We start from the raw sequence: 17120 nt of genomic DNA, 5'->3' as shown, positions 1-17120 counted from the left end.
TTTTCTCTGGGTTATTCCGGCACCAGCCATTCTACCTGATAACTTCCTGACGGTTTAGTGAAATTTTGACTTAGCCAAGATAAAACTTTATTTGCCGTATCCTCCCAATGCCAAGGTGGATTAATCACTAATATCCCGGAAGACCGCAATTTAGAGCCAGCAGCCAATGCCAAAGCGTTATCCGTTAGTTTGGGCAAATGAAATTCACAGCAGAGAATTTTGCGAATGCCGCTGGCCTTTAGTTCACGATAGAAGCGTTTCACACTCGCCAATGATTTTATGGGATACCATATGGCATACACTCCAGAGCTAAAACGTTGTAGTGCTAGCTGCAAATGCTGCAGCAATAACGCAAATTCATCTGTATTTTCAAAAGGCGGGTCTATGAACACCAAACCCCGCCCTTCACGCGGCGGTAGAAATGCTTTCATTCCTTGATAACCATTTAAATGATGCACTGCGACGGATTTATCTCCAGCATATTGTTGTTTTAAAACTAAAATATCCTCGGGATGCATTTCCGTTAAAATCATCCTATCCTGCTGACGCAAGCAATATCTGGCTAATACGGGTGAGCCTGGATAAAAACGTAACTGTAATTGCCCATGCTGTTTGTTCCAAAGACGCACTAATTCTAAGTAATCAGTGATAGGCTCTGGCAGCAAAGAAGAAGTTTGTAGCATATCCCAAAGCCTGAATATGCCGGCTTTTGCTTCATTAGTTTTTTGAGCTGCTTCTGTTTGTAAATCGTAATGACTAATGCCCGCATGCGTATCCAAGTAACAAAAGGGTTTGTCTTTGGCGGATAAACTACGAATCAAGGTGATTAACAGCATATGCTTGAAGACATCAGCAAAATTTCCAGCGTGGTAGATGTGACGATAATTCATTAGCAGTTTATTTCTGTGGTATGATTTTGACTCACTATAACCCGAAAATAGTCATTTGAACAACAAAGTGCCAGGAGCCTTAATGAACACCAAAGTAAATGCCATCACTCCCACCCGTAGCGAGAATTTTCCTGACTGGTATCAAGAAGTTATTAAAGCGGCTGATCTGGCTGAACATTCCCCGGTGCGCGGTTGCATGATTTTAAAACCACGCGGCTATGCTTTATGGGAATCCGTACAACGTGTATTGGATAGAATGATTAAAGAAACTGGGCATCAAAACGTTTATTTTCCGCTATTAATTCCTTTGAGTTTTCTAGAAAAAGAAGCAGCACACGTTGAAGGCTTCGCCAAAGAATGCGCCGTCGTCACCCACTACCGCTTAGAAACTGACTCCCAGGGAAAATTAATACCTTCTCCCAACGCAGAACTCACCGAACCGCTGATTATCCGCCCCACCAGTGAAACCATTATTGGCAATGCGATGGCACGCTGGGTTCAGTCTTATCAGGATTTACCTATACTCATTAACCAGTGGTGCAATATTATGCGCTGGGAGATGCGCACTCGCATGTTTTTGCGTACCTCAGAATTTCTATGGCAAGAAGGCCATACTGCTCATGCAACTGAAGCTGAAGCCCTAGAGGAAACCCTGACCATGCTGGAAGTTTATGCACAACTGGTAGAAGAGTTTTTGGCGATTCCAGTGATTCGGGGCGAAAAAACCCCGAATGAACGCTTCCCCGGCGCAGTCAATACCTACACCATCGAAGCCATGATGCAGGATGGAAAAGCCCTGCAGGCTGGCACTTCACACTTCCTTGGACAAAATTTCTCACGCGCTTATGACATTGCCTTTACTGATAAGCAGCAGCAAACTCACCATGCCTTTACTACTTCTTGGGGTTTATCCACACGCATTATCGGCGCGCTGATTATGAGCCACAGTGATGATGATGGACTGGTAATCCCGCCTCGCATTGCACCTGAACAAATTATTATTATACCTGTGGCTATGAAAGAAGCTGATGTAGCTGAGGTTTTGGCCTATTGTACGCAACTGGCACAAGCGTTGAAACAAACTAATGCCTTTGGCGAATCTTTACGGATAACTATTGATAAAACTGAACGCCGCGCAGGAGAAAAATTTTGGGATGCGGTGAAAAAAGGCACACCTCTACGCATAGAAATTGGACGCCGTGAAATTGAAACTGGGAACCTGTCTTTATCCAGAAGAGATAAACCAGCTAAAGAAAAAACGATTTTGCAGCGCGATGAACTCTTGTCACAAGCAGGTACCATATTGGAAGAAATTCAAGACAATCTGTTGGCCAAAGCACTACAATTTCAAACTGAAAACACACTGGAAATTAACACTTTAGCTGAGCTTAAACCGTTATTTCATGCAGATGAAAACCAACGTAATTATTTTGCTTTAGCCTATTTTGATCCAGCTGTTGAAAATAATCCTGAAGTGGTAGAAATCTTCAAGGAATTAAAAATAACGACACGCTGCATTCCATTTACCGAAAGCCCTAACGAAGGCAAGTGTATTTTCTCAGGCAATAAAACCAATAAAAAAGTGATTTTAGCGCGGGCGTATTAAACTCTGCTGTAACTGCTTGCACTTTATATAAGTACGTCGTCCCGGCATGGATGCCGAGATCCAGATCACAAGGACGTGAAAGTTTTACATCCCTGTAAGCTGGATCCCGGCATCCATGCAGGGACGACGTGTTCTATGTGGGAGTGAGTAGTTACAAATATTGAAGGAATTGCCACGATGCAAAACACAGGTTTCAACAAATTAATCAAAATTCTCTTCAAGGAGCGTGCCCTAGGTATATTACTAACTACCTCTATCCTCATTTTTTTCTTACAAAATACCTTACTCGCCACCCCCTATCATCTCATCTACATGCTAATTGTATTTCTATGGCTATTCGGAACTATTCTATACGCAGAGTTTGCAATTTTTCGGCATGCTTTAGCCGTCGCCGCGCTTATCCGCGAACCTTGGGGTACTTTATTATTAACCATATCCATTGTCACCCTGGAAGTGATGCTGATTAGCAGCGTCATGCTAAACGGAACAAATACTAACCCTACCCTTGCACGTGACACGCTCTACGCGATTATTATGGTGATGCTAAATGGATTATTAGGAGCCACTTTGTTGCTTGGCGGTTGGCGTTATCGAGAACAGCAAATTAATTTATTAGGCGCTAAATCTTTTCTCTGTGTCATTTTTTTAATCGCCGTATTTAATTTAATTTTGCCGGCTTATTCACGTGGACTTGCTAGCGGCATCCTCTCGCCTTTTTTGACTATTTTTTTAATTTGCGTCTCATTAATTGTCTACGGCATTTTTTTAGGCATTCAGACAGTGCGTCATCGTAGATATTTTTTGGAGGTTGATCTAGATAAGCAAAGACATATTCATAAAGATAATGCTATTTCCTACTCTAAAAGATGGCATCTACTGTTTTTGCTCATTTATTTAATCCTGACTATGAGTTTAATCAATATAATAGCTGTACCTATCGACTATGCCATGGATAATTTGCAAGCACCACATGCCTTAGGAGGACTGTTAATCGCCATGCTGGTATTAACACCGGAGGCCTGTGTGGCTATACGGGCTGCCTTGTGCAACCAATTGCAAAATGCGGTCAACGTCATGCTGGGCTCAGTTCTGGCAGCGATTGGTTTAATTGTTCCAGCAGTGCTGGTGATGGGATTGTTGACAGGAAAAACGGTCATTTTAGGGGTGAACTATGTCAATGAGACCTTATTGTGGCTTACTTTCATTATGAGCATTCTCACCATCGGCAGCGGCCGTACCAATGTTCTACAAGGGGCAATTCATTTACTGATCTTTTTTGCCTATATTGCATTGTCGTTTTATGGCAGCACCTCCTAGAGGATGCATTTGGAAAATACAACTGAAAGCAATCTCCTTGTAGGGTGATTGTTTACTTACGTTTAATCAAATACCTCTTCTAAAGAATCTACATCGAGGACACGCTCAGCCCATAACAAGAGAGTTTCTGAATCCGTCTGTTGAATGAGAGTTAAGTAATTTTCCGGTATATCAGCAAAGCGGTGCTGTAACAAACGCATTAACATAGTAGCTTCACCTTATTTAAGGCCTTCTTTTCTACCTTCTATTCTTCCTTTCATCATACCAACACGTTCAGGGGTAGTAATAAATTCCACTTTTAGTTCCTCCTCAATCTGTTTAAGCTCTTCAGGCAATGTAATGAGCCAGTCAATCAACATATGCAGTTGAATAATATCTTGTTTAGTATAACCTTTTTCATACAGCAGGCCGGCATTTGCTAATGATGATAGATTGCAAAGCATGTTAACCAGTGATGCCGAATAATGGCAATACCGTAATCTTTCCCTCTGTAGGATAAAAAATTTTAACAAGCATCCAATAAACTACTCATGCAAAATCCCCTTATAATCCACAGTCAGTTGATCCAAACTCAAACGGTTTAAAAATAATGAATACACCATCCAAGCTGTCAGTGCTGCTAAATCTTTAAACTGTGGTGGTAAATATTTAGGTGGCGTCACAATGCCTTCTTCCTGCAAATCCGCTAATACATGTAAATCTTCCAGCGTAGTTTTGCCTAAGAATAATAACGGTATCCGGCTCTGCAGCCCATTTTTAATGGCCAAGCGGATATAATTGTAAATCAGCACAAAACCTTTGCTATAGGATAAATCTTTAGTAAAAGGACCTGCATTCGGTAGACAACCCCTAAAAACCCGAACAGCTGCATTATAACTTTCATCTTCTTTAAGACCTTCCTCACAGTAATAACGAAATACATCCAAAAAATCTGCACCACGTTCTGCCATATCAATAGCAGAAACGCGCTGCGTCAAACGCCGTACTCGATGTGGATAAGAAGAAAAAGTGAATATCTCCATAATAATCGCCAAGCCTTCCTGATTAATCGTTGATGACGGCGGACCTTTGCTGAGAAAAGTGCATACTGGCTGTGCTAGACCATTTAAAGTTGTACCAATATGAACCCAGCCTTCATGCACCTCATAAGCTCTTAAATCGCGTTCGCTGAACAAAGCGTCTTTGCGTAATTTGATATATTCAGCGCCGGCTGAAGCATCAGCGACAATATCATCGCTTAATTTGACATGAATTTGACGGTCGTCATCGCCAAAATATTGCGCAAGTCTTTCACCTAGTATTTGCACCGCCTGTTCGCTGGTGTAACATTTTTCCTCCTGAGGATCGATTTCTTGAATTTTGATGCGGCTTAAGGTGGCTGTAACTGATTCAGCTAGATCGCGCAGCGTGGGAGCACCGGCGTAGAAGGCATCTTGTGAGCTACCATAAAGCTCTTGAGAAATTTTAGTAAACTCCAGCGTGCCACGTGCTTCTATTAAGCGTATGACTTCACGGTATTCACGACAAATACGTAGCATGACATTGGCAACACCGCTGAACTGACCTAACTGGCGGCGGATATCGCGCTCTATGGCGTAGAATTCTTCTTTTTTCTCTTTGGGTTCAAACTGCAAGGCATTTTTTTGGTAGGTAGCTTCAGTCACCTGTGGTAATTCGCGGCATTTTTTTTCAAAGAACTGTGCTTGTACTTCAGCCGGCCATTTGAGTGAATTAAGAATACGTATGGGTTTTTGAGCTTCAACAATACGTTCTGACAGGGCGCGTAAAGTCTGTTTATATTGATTCAATTCAAATGGTTGCATGGTTTCGTCCTGATTGGGAGGGTTTTAGGAGTATATAACCACCTGCAGGAAAAAGCATCAAGGTACCCTGCTCATAGCGAAAAAGATGAGTAACTTAACCTAGCGCGATCCTGAAATTTACTTCAAAATACGCCGCACTAATTTTTAGCACAAAAGGAACCGCAAATGAACATAACCTGTATCTGGCATGGACATAACACCCTTGGAGAAAGTCCCCTATGGGATCATCGTGAAAATGCACTGTTTTGGGTGGATATTTATGGGTGCCAGCTACATCGTCTTAGGGTGGAAGATGGCTCATACCACAGCTGGACTATGCCAGACAAAATTACCAGCATCGGTTTAAAACAAGGCGGTGGCCTGGTAGCAACTTTTAAGTCCGCTCTGGTGGCTATTGAACTACCTTCTGGAAAAATAACTTGGCTGAATGAATTGCTAAAAAATGCAGACAATTTACGCTTTAATGAAGGAAAATGCGACCGTCAAGGACGCTATTGGGCTGGCACCATGGATATACAAGGTAAGGAACCTACTGGCGTACTGTACCAATTCGATCATAAGGCACAAGCTATTGCCCGCGATGCGGACTTTGCTATTTCTAACGGTATTGGCTGGAGTCCAGATAATCACACTATGTATTTCACCGATACCATCGCCAGAAAAATATTCCAGTATGATTTTGACCCAGAAAGCGGTTGCTTAAGCAACCGACGGCTATTTGCCACAACCCCGACTGATGCCGGTCTACCCGATGGTTTGGCTGTCGATAGCCAGGGTGATTTATGGAGCGCACATTCCTACGGCTGGCGGATTACACGTTATGCCCCTGACGGCAGCATCAAAGAGGTAATACCTATGCCTATCAGCCGCCCTACCAGTTGTTGTTTTGGCGGTAAAAACTTAAATATTCTGTATGTGACTTCAGCCCGCGGCAATTTATCGGAGGCTGATTTGCTGCGTGGACCTGATGCAGGAGGTCTCTTTGCGATGACTACGGAAGTTACAGGGATATCAGAAACTTGTTATACTTATAAATCATAAACGTAGCAGCTAACCCTCTTTGAAAAAGGGGTTAGCTGTTAGTAGGGATAATGTACCAATCAATAGAAACTCGCGAGGTGCTTTTTTAATGCAGAATAATACTTCGACTATCCCTAACCCACCCACCTTAACTCGAAGCCAAATTGTCAAAGCTTGTCTAGTCTGTTTCGCCTCTTCGCTATTTTTCTTCTATGAGTTTTTCCAACTCAATATGTTTAACTCCATTAATCAAGCTTTATTAAAAGAATTCCACTTCAGTGCCGAACAACTCGGCCGGCTTTCGGCTTATTATTTCTATGCGAATGTGTTATTTCTATTCCCTGCCGGTCTCATTTTAGACCGTGTATCTACTCGTAAAGCCCTGTTAGTGGCTATGCTCACTGCGGTGAGCTGTACCACTGTTTTTGCCCATACCAGCACCATCTGGGTAGCTGATTTATGCCGTTTTCTTACTGGAATTTCCAGCACCTTTGCCTTCCTTAGCTGTTTGCGACTGGCATCACGTTGGTTTCCAACCAAATATCTTGCACTCGTCATCGGTCTAATTGTCACTATCGCTATGCTGGGCGGCATGGTGGCACAAACGCCGATGACCGTGTTAACTGATGCCTTAGGCTGGCGCAATGCTTTACGCATTGCTGCAGGTTTTGGCTTAGTATTGTGGCTGCTGATTTTTCTTTTCGTGCAAGATTATCCAGAAAATGGCGAGCAATCGCTCAATAAATATCACAAACCTCTCACGACCACCCGCCTGTGGACTAGCCTAAAACGCGCTTTTATCAACCGTCAAAACTGGCTAAGCGGTGTGTATACCTCTTTGATGAACCTGCCTATTTTCCTGCTGGGCGCCATGTGGGGCAGTTTGTATTTAGTGCAAATTCATCATTTAACCGACACGCAAGCTTCTGAAATTGTATCCATGATATTTGTCGGCACCATTGTGGGTGCCCCAGCGATTGGCTTATTGTCGGATCGCCTTGGCCGCCGCAAACTACCCATGATTGTTTTCAGCATTTTATCCTTAGCCGTCATATTTCCAATTATCTACTTACCACAAATCACACCCGCTATTGGCATGTTATTATTTTTCCTCTTGGGTTTTTTTACCAGCAGTCAGGTCATCAGTTATCCAGTGATTGCAGAAAGCAATCCCTTGGAAATAACGGCAACTGCCAGTGCCATTGCCTCCGTATTAATTATGGGTGGCGGGGTGATGCAACCCGTATTTGGCTGGTTTATGGGTTTGCATTGGGATCATCATCTTCTGAATGGAGTTCCACTGTATTCTCTCTCTGATTACCGTTTAGCTCTGTGGATGATGCCGATTGCTTTTTTGATCGCATTACTAGCAACCCTACCGCTTAAAGAAACACGCTGCATGGCACAGGAGTTCAAATCATGACAACTGTCAGTGATCAAACTGCCATACCCTACCCTTCTACCCACCTAATTACCTCAAGCCTTAAATCCTGGATAGTCTGTTTTACCGGCGCATTATTTTACTTTTATGAATTTATTCAAATGAATATGTTCAATGCGATTAGTAAACCGTTAATCCTGGAATTTAAACTCAGCGCCACTACCCTAGGTTATCTTTCCTCAAGTTATTTTTATGCAACCGTAATATTTTTGTTCCCTGCTGCTACCATTTTAGACCGTTTTTCCACACGCAAAGTGGTACTCTGCGCTTTATCGGTTTGTGTATTGGGAACCTTCATGTTTTCACAAGCACAAACGCTCTTTGTATTGACCGTTTCGCGCTTTCTAACCGGCATTGGCAGTGCTTTTTGTTTTTTAAGCTGCGTGCGATTAGCCTCACGCTGGTTTCCTCCATACCGATTAGCTTTAGTGATTGGGCTAATGGTTACTTTTGCTATGCTGGGTGGTTTTATTGCCCAAACACCATTAACTTTATTAATAAATCATTTAAATTGGCGACAAACATTGCTCATCGATGCCGCAATCGGATTAGGCATTATCGTATTAATCTTTACCTTGGTTCATGACTACCCGGCGCAACTTTCCAAGCTACAACAACAGCAACGCAAGCAGTTACAGAGTATAGGTTATTGGCGCAGCCTAAGATTAGCACTGTCCAAACCTTATAATTGGTTATGCGGTATTTATTCTTGCTTGGTAAACCTACCTATTTTTTTACTGGGGGGTATCTGGGGGATTTTATATTTACAACAGGTACACCAGTTAACCAAGACCTCAGCTTCTTATGCTACCTCTATGTTGTTTATAGGCACCATGTTAGGTGCGCCTTTTGTCGGATGGCTCTCAGACTATCTTGGCAAAAGACAATTTCTCATGATTGTGGGTGCTATTTCTGCACTCATCATTGTGCTATGCCTAATGCAAATACCGCATTTATCCCAATTGACACTCTTGACATTATTTTTTTTACTGGGCTTTGCTACCTCTACCCAAGTCATCAGCTATCCTTTAGTGGCTGAAAATAATCCCCCCGTTATTACCGCAACAGCGGTCAGCGTGATTTCTATCAGTATTTTAAGTGGCGGCATTATCTTTGAACCACTGTTCGGCTGGTTATTGGATCAACATTGGTCGGGCATTACCCAAGGCGGTGTTCGTACTTACTCTGCAGCAGATTTTCAATTTGCTATGTGGTTGTTTCCTGTAGTTTTTGCTATTGCCTTAATTGCAGCGCTGGTTGTACCCAAAATAATCCGTAGACAAAAAATTTAGATGCCTGCCCACCCAATTGGAAAAATGGGGGTACTTACAAATTTAGTTTATTGCAAATGGTCGTGCCAGAATGGATTGGATTACCAATATTAAAAGTTTTATCGCTGTGGTTGATGCCAATAGCTTTACTAAAGCCGCAGAAAAACGCTTCACTTTTAATTTCGCGCCAGCGATTAATTAGCTTCTAACCGCGTCAACATGTGAAACTGCAGCACGGTTTCTTCCCGCCCATTGCGCTAATTGCTGACCTAGCAACAAGCAAGCATTCTGTTCCTGCGTTTGCTCAGGTGAACCAGCGCAAATAGCGCCATAATGCGGAGAAAAGCGTCTACCGGTAAATTCGGTCACTCCAAATACCAAAAACCCATAATTTATTAATAAACTTGTCAAACTAAAGCAAGTTAATTCAGCCCCACCGCCATAACTTCCTGCAGAAGAAAAAGCACAGGCTATTTTGCCATCGACCTTGCCCCATAAAGTACGGCTGCGGTCATCCCAGAATTTCTTCATTGGCCAGGATAAAGTCCCCAAGTTAGTAGGACAACCAACCGCCAAGCCATCACACCAGAGAATATCCGCATCATTGGCTTGATCTATGGATTTTTCTCTTACTTCTACTTGTTCATGGTATTGTGCTCCTCGAGCGACTAATTGCGCCATTGTTGCAGTATTTCCACTATTAGAATGGTATAAAACTAATATCTTTATCATGATTTTCTCCCATATATTTTGATACTGAGAGCATTATAACTATTTCTTATGCGAAGATAATTAGGGCATTTAGAAAGATATTATTTCAAAAAGAGAAACAATTTTTTAGAGTTCAACAAAAGAAATGTTTTTTCGATAATTAGGGTTTAGTATGAGCAAGAGGGGGAGAAGGATCCGTAACAACATTAACTAAACCTTTATCTTCCTCAGTTACTCCTGGTGGTAATATAGAGTCTGATCGAAGATCATTTTCCTGTGTATCTACTGGCAATGGGTTTGGTTTACTTTCTTTCTTACTTGCAAAAAAATTATATATTCTGCTGCAGGGATAAGTCCCGAGAGAGGCTATACCAAAACCTATCCCTGAAGGTATTCCTACGGCAAAACTATCTATGGTTTTCGCTAACCAATCTGAAATATTTTTACTGCTCAACATTTGATGCAAATTTTTATCGCCCATTACGGACCAGATAGCTCCTTCTACTGCACCCCGAAAAGCGACTCCCCATGAGGCTTGATGATCCATACTGTCTTTTTTCTTTGCCTTCACTTCTGCAAATTCTATGGCTTCGCAAATACTAAATAAACCACCTGCAGAACCAAAGGCTGCTCCCAGCGCATTAGCAAGTACGTCCATCAAACCTGTTTTTTGCAAAACTGCACCTAAATATTTATAACCTGCAGTCCAACCTACAACTCCACCATAAAATTTCAAAGCGAGTTTTGCAGCACCAATAAAATCTTCTTTCTCTAAACGAGAAAAAGCCTCTTTTACTGTTATATTATTTTCCATACTTTTTTCGATAGCACGACGCAGCAAGTCTACAGAAAAACAGGTGATAAAAACCGGCATAGCAATTTGATAGGAAGTAGCCAGAACTCCCCCATCCGCTGCAACACCAGCCAAATTAAGGCCACGCCATATAGAATTGGTGATAACTGATGGTATTGATACTACTTTTAAACTAGACAGGATATCAGTTCTCAAACCTGCCCAAAAAGAAACTTCCTCATTTGGACTATCTGGAATTAAGGGTTCTTGCAACTCACTATCTTGGTTTAATGGTGCGGGATTTTCTGATTTTATGTCTGCCATAGTAGAAATCCTCATTTTTTTTATTTTTTATTTTTAGTCAATACGATTTCAGAAATAGCGGCTAATTAAAGTAGGATTTTCAGATATAGGCCTTAAATAAAGAACAAAGCTATATTTATCAAGTCATAATATCTTAATTTATATGTATGCTTGAGGCGTTTTAAACTTAAGGACAGATCTATTTGGAAGCTGTTCCTAACTGTTTTGCCTCTTTAGAATTAGGATAATTAGCTCGCAATACCTGTAAGGCATTGTTAGCCATATCATTTTCACCTAATGCGCGATAGGCTTGAACCATAATTGCCAAAGCTGGGATTATCTGCGGTGAAGCGGGATAGTCTTGCACTACGCTGTTCGCGCGATTAGCGGCAGCCACATAAGCTTTATAATTCATATAATACTGTGCCACTTCCAATTGGTGCTGCGCCAATAGGTTACGAATATAAATCATACGGGTGCGTGCATCCGGCACATAGCGACTGTTGGGAAAACGCTGTATTAGTAAGTTAAAATCGGCAAACGCCTGTTGCATATTGGTGAGATCACGTTGAGAAAGTTCCGAACGCGCAGTCTTCTCTATCCAGCTGTCAGAAGGCCCCATATTAATGAGTCCTTTCATATAAAAAGCATAGTCGACATTGGGGTCACGAGGGTAAAGACGGATATAGCGATCCGCAGCCGCTAATGCAGATTCGGCATCGCCTTTTTTGTAGTAGGCGTAAATGATATCAAGCTGACCTTGTTGGGAATAATCACCGAAGGGATAGAGCGCATCTAATGCCTCAAAACTTTTGACAGCTGCCTCATAATGCCCTCTGGCTAAGCTGTTTTCACCATTCTGGAAAATAGTCTGGGCTGATGCGCCTTTGTATGCCGCAAAAGGTTCAGAGGTCTTACAGGCTGCCAGGGTAATTAGCGCCATGACCAGGACAATGATGCTGAAAATTCGCATAGGGTTTGATCCACTATAATTATTATTCAATGGGTTCTATCAATGGTGGGGAAGAATACCTGGTGTTTACCAGAATGTAAATGCAGTCAATCTCTTACAGCCCTAGCTTTTTTCCTTCTCCCCTTGTGGGAGAAGGAAAAAAGCTAGGGCTGTAAGAGATTTTGTGTAGCTACTGGAATTACGCTAAAATACCACCATGACCACACCTGAGCATACCATCACTTTAAATGCCTTTGTACCTGAAGATTTACACGGCCTTCGCCTAGATCAGGCACTTGCCCGGTTGTTTCCTGAACATTCCCGTTCACGTCTTAAGACTTGGAACGAAAATAAACACGTGCAGGTCAATCATCAATATCTGCGCGCTAAAGATAAAATAGCCGCCGGCCAGTATATACACATCAATGCCACCCTACCTGTTGCAACTGACTGGCAACCGCAAAATATGCAATTATCTGTAGTCTATGCAGATACATCCTTAATTATTGTAAATAAACCTATCGGCCAGGTAGTGCATCCTGCTGCCGGTAATCCTGACAATACATTGGTCAATGCCTTGCTACATTTTGATCCCAGCCTGGCCAGCCTGCCCCGCGCGGGGATCGTACACCGACTGGATAAAGATACTTCAGGATTATTGGTGATCGCCCGCAACCTCTGCGCGCATACGCATTTAATTAATCAAATGCAAACCCACGCAGTAACGCGTGAATATATTGCCATCGTCAATGGTACCTTAACAGGAGGCGGAACAATTGCCGAACCTATCGGGCGCCACCCCACCCAGCGTACCCATATGGCGGTAGTCGCTTCTGGAAAACCAGCTATCACACATTATCGCATCAATGAGCGCTTTCCCGCGCATACTTGTATTAACGTCATGCTGGAAACCGGACGCACGCATCAGATTCGCGTACATATGGCCTATATAGGTCATCCTTTGCTAGGCGATCAAACTTATGGCGGCAGATTAAAAATCCCAGCACAATGCTCGGATAATTTAAAACAATGCCTACAGGCATTTAAACGCCAGGCGTTGCATGCAAAAAAATTGACCCTTACTCACCCTGAAACAAATGAACTCATGAGTTGGGAGACGGAGCTTCCTGATGATCTTGAGACTTTGCTAAATTATTTAAGAGAGCATAAAAATTCGGCCTAAATAAGCCGCTACCTTTTTCCTTCTCCCCTTGTGGGAGAAGGAAAAAGGTAGCGGCTTATTGAGAAGAAAATATCCAACAAATACTCTAAAAAATAGGAAAATTGCTCATGCTACATTACCTTTTCCCCAATTGGCCTGCCCCCGCTCATATTAAAGCCTGCACCAGCTTGCGTTTCGATGGCGTTAGCGAAGGTCCTTACGCCAGTTTTAACTTAGGCAAAGGCGGAGACAGCCCAGAAGCTGTTATTGCCAATCGCCAACGTTTAATGGCTGAGCTTAATCTCATTCATGAACCGGTATGGCTAAAACAGGTTCACGGCACCCATGCCATCCAAGCTGATACAATGCACGCACAAAGCACTGAAGCAGATGCTTCTTTCACCAGTGTGCCTAATATAGTTTGCGCCGTAATAACAGCAGATTGCCTGCCCTTATTACTATGCAATACAGCAGGCGATCAGGTAGCTGCAATCCATGCCGGATGGCGCGGCTTAGCTGCAGGGATTATTGAAAATACACTTTCACACCTCAAACAGCCTCAAGACCAATGGCTAGCCTGGCTGGGACCCGCTATTGGACCCAGCATGTTTGAAGTCGGCGAGGAAGTACGCCAGGCATTTTTACAGCATGATCCCAAAGCCCAAACTGCCTTTAAAGCTAAATCTCACGATAAATGGCTTGCTGACCTGTATGCGCTTGCTAAACAGCGTTTGCATGCCTGTGGCGTGTCACGTATTTATGGAGGAGGATTTTGTACTTATTCCGATGCTTCCCGTTTCTATTCTTACCGTCGTGGACAAGGTAAAACCGGAAGAATGGCCAGTTTAATTTGGTTGCAAGGTAATACTTGATGCTAAGACCACAATTTAAAGTGCAGCAATAGTTCTGATATGATAAAGTATCAGCTAAATTCTTGTAATTATTCATATCTTTTCAAACATATGTTCGTAAATAGATTCAGTCACAGTAAAGCTTTATAAACCTTAGATAGATCAACTCACCTATAAATGACCAAATATAATTCAGAGGAAAAACACTCATGAAAGTATGCAAATGGATAAAGATCGCTTTATTCGTCTTAGCCGGCAGTCTGGTCACACTACCAGGGCTTAGTGCTTTACCGCCAGAAGCTAATGGTAAACCCACTAATCTCGCAGACATGCTGGAAAAAGTCATGCCTGCGGTGGTGAATGTCACCGTTCTAGGTGAAACTAAAGGATTTTTCCCAATCTCCGCCCAAAGTGGCACTTCTGGAAATCAACCACAGTCTCAAGATCAATCTCCTGACCAACAAGGCGCCCCTTCCCCACAATCTGGACAGCAAGTAGTACCTGGTGTTAGACAGTTTGAAGAAATGGGGTCTGGTGTCATTATCAATGCTGAACAAGGCTATTTAGTAACCAACGCGCATGTGGTGGCAGATGCTAAAATCATCACCGTCACCCTGAAGGATGGCCGTCGTTTTAAAGCCAAATTAATTGGTGCGGATAAACCCTCTGACATTGCATTGCTGCAAATTAACGCTAAAGGTTTAACGCAAATTACCTTTGGAAATTCTGAAAATTTGAAGGTTGGAGATGTTGTAGCTGCTATTGGTAACCCATTTGGCTTGCAACAAACTGTGACTTCCGGGGTGATAAGCGCTTTAAATCGCACCAGCTTAGGCATAGAAGGTTATGAAAACTTCATCCAGACTGACGCCTCTATTAATCCTGGAAACTCAGGCGGCGCTTTAGTAAACCTCAATGGCCAATTGATTGGTGTCAATACGGCACTCATTGGCCCTGTCAGCGCTAATGTGGGTATTGGCCTAGCTATTCCCAGCAATATGGTACATGACGTCGCCGTGCAATTAATTAAATTTGGCAAAGTACAACGCGGTGTTTTAGGCGTGATGGTGCAAGATCTAACACCGGCACTCGCGGATGCCTTTAATATCAGCGGCAAACAAGGCGCATTGGTTACCAACGTCATTTCCGGTTCTCCCGCTGAAACTGCCGGAATAAAACCACAAGATGTTATTGTAAAACTCAATAACATCAATGTGAGAAACGGCGCGCAAGTAAAAAATATCGTCGGCTTTTTACCTATTAATACGCAGATAACAATTGAGGTACTTCGCAAAGATAAATCATTTTCTTTAAATGCCCATATCGTCGATCCCAAAGCACTTAAAATGGCTACTACGCCTGGACTCGCTTCATTGCTAGATGGCGTCAGACTTACATCTTACGATCAACTGGTGCCAGACTTTGGGCCCATTAAAGGCGCCGGCGTAATTGATGTGGATGAAACCAGCAATGCCTGGATCAGCGGCTTACGTCCCGGCGATGTCATTCTGGAAGCAAATGGTCAAGCCATACATAATGTGGATCAATTACTGCAAACAGTTAAGAATAATCCACAACGTTTGTTGTTAAAGCTGGGTAGAGATCAGGGGGTTATTTTTTTAGTTATTAATAATTATGGTTAACCCTTGACTGTCATTGCTTTTCGCAGTGAAGACTGTTTTTCTCTTACAGCCTTGGCTTTCCCCCTCTCCCCTTGTGTGCATATCCTAGCCCACAAGGGGAGAGGAAAATCCCTCAAAAAACTAACCACCACTCATGCAAAATATATCTGAAAAAAAAGACACTGTTATCTCTATCCTCCTTGCCCTGAGCTTCAGCCATTTTCTCAATGATATGGTGCAGTCGCTTTTGCCTGCGATTTACCCTATTTTGAAACACGAATACACTTTAAATTTTGCGCAGATCGGAATTATCACCCTGACTTACCAATTAACAGGTTCGCTTTTACAACCTGTGGTAGGCTTAATTACAGATCGCAAGCCCTACCCTTATTCTTTACCCATAGGTATGTTCTCGACTTTAATTGGACTATTGACTCTAGCTTATGCGAAAAATTTCTCTTTTATTTTGCTAGGTGCCGGTTTAATCGGCCTTGGCTCCTCAGTATTTCATCCAGAATCTTCGCGCATGGCGCGTACTGCAGCAGGTAACAAACCAGGATTTGCTCAATCGGTGTTTCAAATTGGCGGCAATGCCGGCACAGCAGTGGGGCCTTTACTCGCAGCATTTATTATTTTACCCCATGGTCAGATGAGTCTGGCCTGGTTCTCATTAGCCACTTTTGCTGCCATTATCACTTTGAGTTACATCGGACGCTGGTACCAAATTCATCATCTGGCCAACGCCCGTAAACGTAAACACGTTGAAAAAATAGCATTTGACCGCAAGACCATCACTATTTCTATGACTGTGTTGATGTTGCTGGTATTTTCTAAGTATTTTTACCTCGCGAGCATTACCAGTTATTTTACCTTTTATCTCATACATAAATTTCATCTGTCCACTCAAGCTGCGCAATTACATTTATTTTTGTTTCTGGCAGCCGTGGCAATTGGCACATTAATCGGTGGTCCCATCGGTGATAGGATTGGACGCAAAGCAGTTATCTGGTATTCGATATTGGGCGTACTACCCTTTACATTAGCATTACCCTATGCCAGCCTGCCGGTTACCAGTATTTTGAGTGTCATCATCGGACTGATTTTGTCTTCTGCATTTTCAGCCATTGTAGTGTATGCACAAGAATTAGCCCCAGGTCGTACCGGCACAATTGCTGGCTTATTTTTCGGTTTGTCTTTTGGAATGGGAGGGCTAGGCGCTGCCGTTTGCGGTAAGCTTGCGGATATCCATGGCATCGATTATGTTTATCACCTGGTTTCTTTTCTGCCAACATTAGGGATTTTAACTGTTTTCTTACCCAACCCTAAAGTCCGTGAAATGAATTTGACGTAGTTATAAT

17 protein-coding genes are annotated in these 17120 nt (G+C 42.7%); 10 read left to right on the top strand and 7 right to left on the bottom strand.

The window, feature by feature from the left end; translation table 11 throughout:
- Window positions 1-11 precede the first annotated feature (11 nt).
- On the bottom strand, window positions 12-890 hold the full coding sequence (gene rlmJ, locus VHE99_07290) for a 23S rRNA (adenine(2030)-N(6))-methyltransferase RlmJ (protein ID HVV68815.1): 879 nt from the start codon (window positions 888-890) through the stop codon (window positions 12-14).
- Between the two features lie 82 nt (window positions 891-972).
- Here rlmJ and proS point away from each other — a divergent pair, with 82 nt between their 5' ends.
- Both proS and VHE99_07280 read left to right on the top strand, forming a co-directional pair.
- Complete coding sequence (gene proS / locus VHE99_07285) at window positions 973-2496, top strand: proline--tRNA ligase (protein ID HVV68814.1); 1524 nt, start codon at window positions 973-975, stop codon at window positions 2494-2496.
- Between the two features lie 177 nt (window positions 2497-2673).
- Window positions 2674-3813 carry a calcium:proton antiporter gene (locus tag VHE99_07280; GenBank protein HVV68813.1) on the top strand — a complete coding sequence of 380 codons (1140 nt, stop codon included), beginning with the start codon at window positions 2674-2676 and terminating at the stop codon, window positions 3811-3813.
- Between the two features lie 62 nt (window positions 3814-3875).
- Here the strand turns inward: VHE99_07280 and VHE99_07275 are convergent, their stop codons facing one another.
- The 3 genes from VHE99_07275 to VHE99_07265 all read right to left on the bottom strand — a co-directional run bounded on the left by VHE99_07275 (window position 3876) and on the right by VHE99_07265 (window position 5636).
- Window positions 3876-4019: a hypothetical protein gene (locus tag VHE99_07275; protein ID HVV68812.1), complete on the bottom strand. Its 144-nt coding sequence runs from the start codon at window positions 4017-4019 to the stop codon at window positions 3876-3878.
- 12 nt (window positions 4020-4031) lie between these two features.
- The gene (locus tag VHE99_07270; GenBank protein HVV68811.1) at window positions 4032-4256 is read right to left on the bottom strand and encodes a hypothetical protein; all 225 of its coding nucleotides are present in this window, start codon (window positions 4254-4256) and stop codon (window positions 4032-4034) included.
- Window positions 4257-4337: 81 nt separating this feature from the next.
- A complete protein-coding gene (locus tag VHE99_07265; protein HVV68810.1) occupies window positions 4338-5636 on the bottom strand; it encodes a flavohemoglobin expression-modulating QEGLA motif protein in 1299 nt (432 codons plus the stop codon).
- 165 nt (window positions 5637-5801) lie between these two features.
- On the opposite strand from VHE99_07265, the gene VHE99_07260 reads away from it, so the two are divergent.
- From VHE99_07260 to VHE99_07245, 4 genes are all read left to right on the top strand, one after another.
- Window positions 5802-6677, top strand: coding sequence for an SMP-30/gluconolactonase/LRE family protein (locus tag VHE99_07260; GenBank protein ID HVV68809.1), 876 nt, complete (start codon window positions 5802-5804; stop codon window positions 6675-6677).
- An 88-nt stretch (window positions 6678-6765) separates the two neighbouring features.
- Window positions 6766-8079, top strand: coding sequence for an MFS transporter (locus tag VHE99_07255; protein HVV68808.1), 1314 nt, complete (start codon window positions 6766-6768; stop codon window positions 8077-8079).
- A complete protein-coding gene (locus VHE99_07250; protein ID HVV68807.1) occupies window positions 8076-9389 on the top strand; it encodes an MFS transporter in 1314 nt (437 codons plus the stop codon). The genes VHE99_07255 and VHE99_07250 overlap by 4 nt, the downstream gene beginning before the upstream one ends.
- Before the next feature lie 70 nt (window positions 9390-9459).
- Window positions 9460-9570: a LysR family transcriptional regulator gene (locus VHE99_07245; GenBank protein HVV68806.1), complete on the top strand. Its 111-nt coding sequence runs from the start codon at window positions 9460-9462 to the stop codon at window positions 9568-9570.
- Here the strand turns inward: VHE99_07245 and VHE99_07240 are convergent.
- The 3 genes from VHE99_07240 to VHE99_07230 form a co-directional block, all read right to left on the bottom strand.
- Window positions 9567-10100, bottom strand: a complete 534-nt coding sequence (locus VHE99_07240) for a flavodoxin family protein (protein ID HVV68805.1) — start codon at window positions 10098-10100, stop codon at window positions 9567-9569. The genes VHE99_07245 and VHE99_07240 overlap by 4 nt on opposite strands.
- A gap of 139 nt (window positions 10101-10239) precedes the next feature.
- A complete protein-coding gene (locus VHE99_07235) occupies window positions 10240-11196 on the bottom strand; it encodes a hypothetical protein (protein HVV68804.1) in 957 nt (318 codons plus the stop codon).
- A gap of 178 nt (window positions 11197-11374) precedes the next feature.
- A complete protein-coding gene (locus VHE99_07230; protein HVV68803.1) occupies window positions 11375-12148 on the bottom strand; it encodes an outer membrane protein assembly factor BamD in 774 nt (257 codons plus the stop codon).
- 196 nt (window positions 12149-12344) lie between these two features.
- Here VHE99_07230 and rluD point away from each other — a divergent pair, with 196 nt between their 5' ends.
- The 4 genes from rluD (at window position 12345) to VHE99_07210 (ending at window position 17113) form a co-directional block, all read left to right on the top strand.
- Entirely contained in the window at window positions 12345-13310 is a 966-nt protein-coding gene (rluD, locus tag VHE99_07225; GenBank protein HVV68802.1) for a 23S rRNA pseudouridine(1911/1915/1917) synthase RluD, read from the top strand.
- 107 nt (window positions 13311-13417) lie between these two features.
- Window positions 13418-14161 carry a peptidoglycan editing factor PgeF gene (pgeF, locus tag VHE99_07220; GenBank protein ID HVV68801.1) on the top strand — a complete coding sequence of 248 codons (744 nt, stop codon included), beginning with the start codon at window positions 13418-13420 and terminating at the stop codon, window positions 14159-14161.
- Between the two features lie 188 nt (window positions 14162-14349).
- The gene (locus tag VHE99_07215) at window positions 14350-15783 is read left to right on the top strand and encodes a Do family serine endopeptidase (GenBank protein HVV68800.1); all 1434 of its coding nucleotides are present in this window, start codon (window positions 14350-14352) and stop codon (window positions 15781-15783) included.
- Window positions 15784-15916: 133 nt separating this feature from the next.
- Window positions 15917-17113 (top strand): MFS transporter, encoded by a 1197-nt coding sequence (locus VHE99_07210; GenBank protein HVV68799.1) that lies wholly within the window; start codon window positions 15917-15919, stop codon window positions 17111-17113.
- Window positions 17114-17120 lie beyond the last annotated feature (7 nt).

This window comes from Gammaproteobacteria bacterium, from assembly GCA_035546635.1.
Taxonomy (GTDB): Bacteria; Pseudomonadota; Gammaproteobacteria; order JAURND01; family JAURND01; genus DASZWJ01.
The sequence above is the reverse complement of the archived record's forward strand: the minus strand, read 5'-3'. Positions and strand labels throughout refer to the sequence as shown.

Coding starts and splice junctions, on each gene's coding strand:
- rlmJ (HVV68815.1), bottom strand. CDS start 890: ATGAATTATCGTCACATCTACCACGCTGGAAATTTTGCTGATGTCTTC.
- proS (HVV68814.1), top strand. CDS start 973: ATGAACACCAAAGTAAATGCCATCACTCCCACCCGTAGCGAGAATTTT.
- VHE99_07280 (HVV68813.1), top strand. CDS start 2,674: ATGCAAAACACAGGTTTCAACAAATTAATCAAAATTCTCTTCAAGGAG.
- VHE99_07275 (HVV68812.1), bottom strand. CDS start 4,019: ATGTTAATGCGTTTGTTACAGCACCGCTTTGCTGATATACCGGAAAAT.
- VHE99_07270 (HVV68811.1), bottom strand. CDS start 4,256: ATGCTTTGCAATCTATCATCATTAGCAAATGCCGGCCTGCTGTATGAA.
- VHE99_07265 (HVV68810.1), bottom strand. CDS start 5,636: ATGCAACCATTTGAATTGAATCAATATAAACAGACTTTACGCGCCCTG.
- VHE99_07260 (HVV68809.1), top strand. CDS start 5,802: ATGAACATAACCTGTATCTGGCATGGACATAACACCCTTGGAGAAAGT.
- VHE99_07255 (HVV68808.1), top strand. CDS start 6,766: ATGCAGAATAATACTTCGACTATCCCTAACCCACCCACCTTAACTCGA.
- VHE99_07250 (HVV68807.1), top strand. CDS start 8,076: ATGACAACTGTCAGTGATCAAACTGCCATACCCTACCCTTCTACCCAC.
- VHE99_07245 (HVV68806.1), top strand. CDS start 9,460: ATGGATTGGATTACCAATATTAAAAGTTTTATCGCTGTGGTTGATGCC.
- VHE99_07240 (HVV68805.1), bottom strand. CDS start 10,100: ATGATAAAGATATTAGTTTTATACCATTCTAATAGTGGAAATACTGCA.
- VHE99_07235 (HVV68804.1), bottom strand. CDS start 11,196: ATGGCAGACATAAAATCAGAAAATCCCGCACCATTAAACCAAGATAGT.
- VHE99_07230 (HVV68803.1), bottom strand. CDS start 12,148: ATGCGAATTTTCAGCATCATTGTCCTGGTCATGGCGCTAATTACCCTG.
- rluD (HVV68802.1), top strand. CDS start 12,345: ATGACCACACCTGAGCATACCATCACTTTAAATGCCTTTGTACCTGAA.
- pgeF (HVV68801.1), top strand. CDS start 13,418: ATGCTACATTACCTTTTCCCCAATTGGCCTGCCCCCGCTCATATTAAA.
- VHE99_07215 (HVV68800.1), top strand. CDS start 14,350: ATGAAAGTATGCAAATGGATAAAGATCGCTTTATTCGTCTTAGCCGGC.
- VHE99_07210 (HVV68799.1), top strand. CDS start 15,917: ATGCAAAATATATCTGAAAAAAAAGACACTGTTATCTCTATCCTCCTT.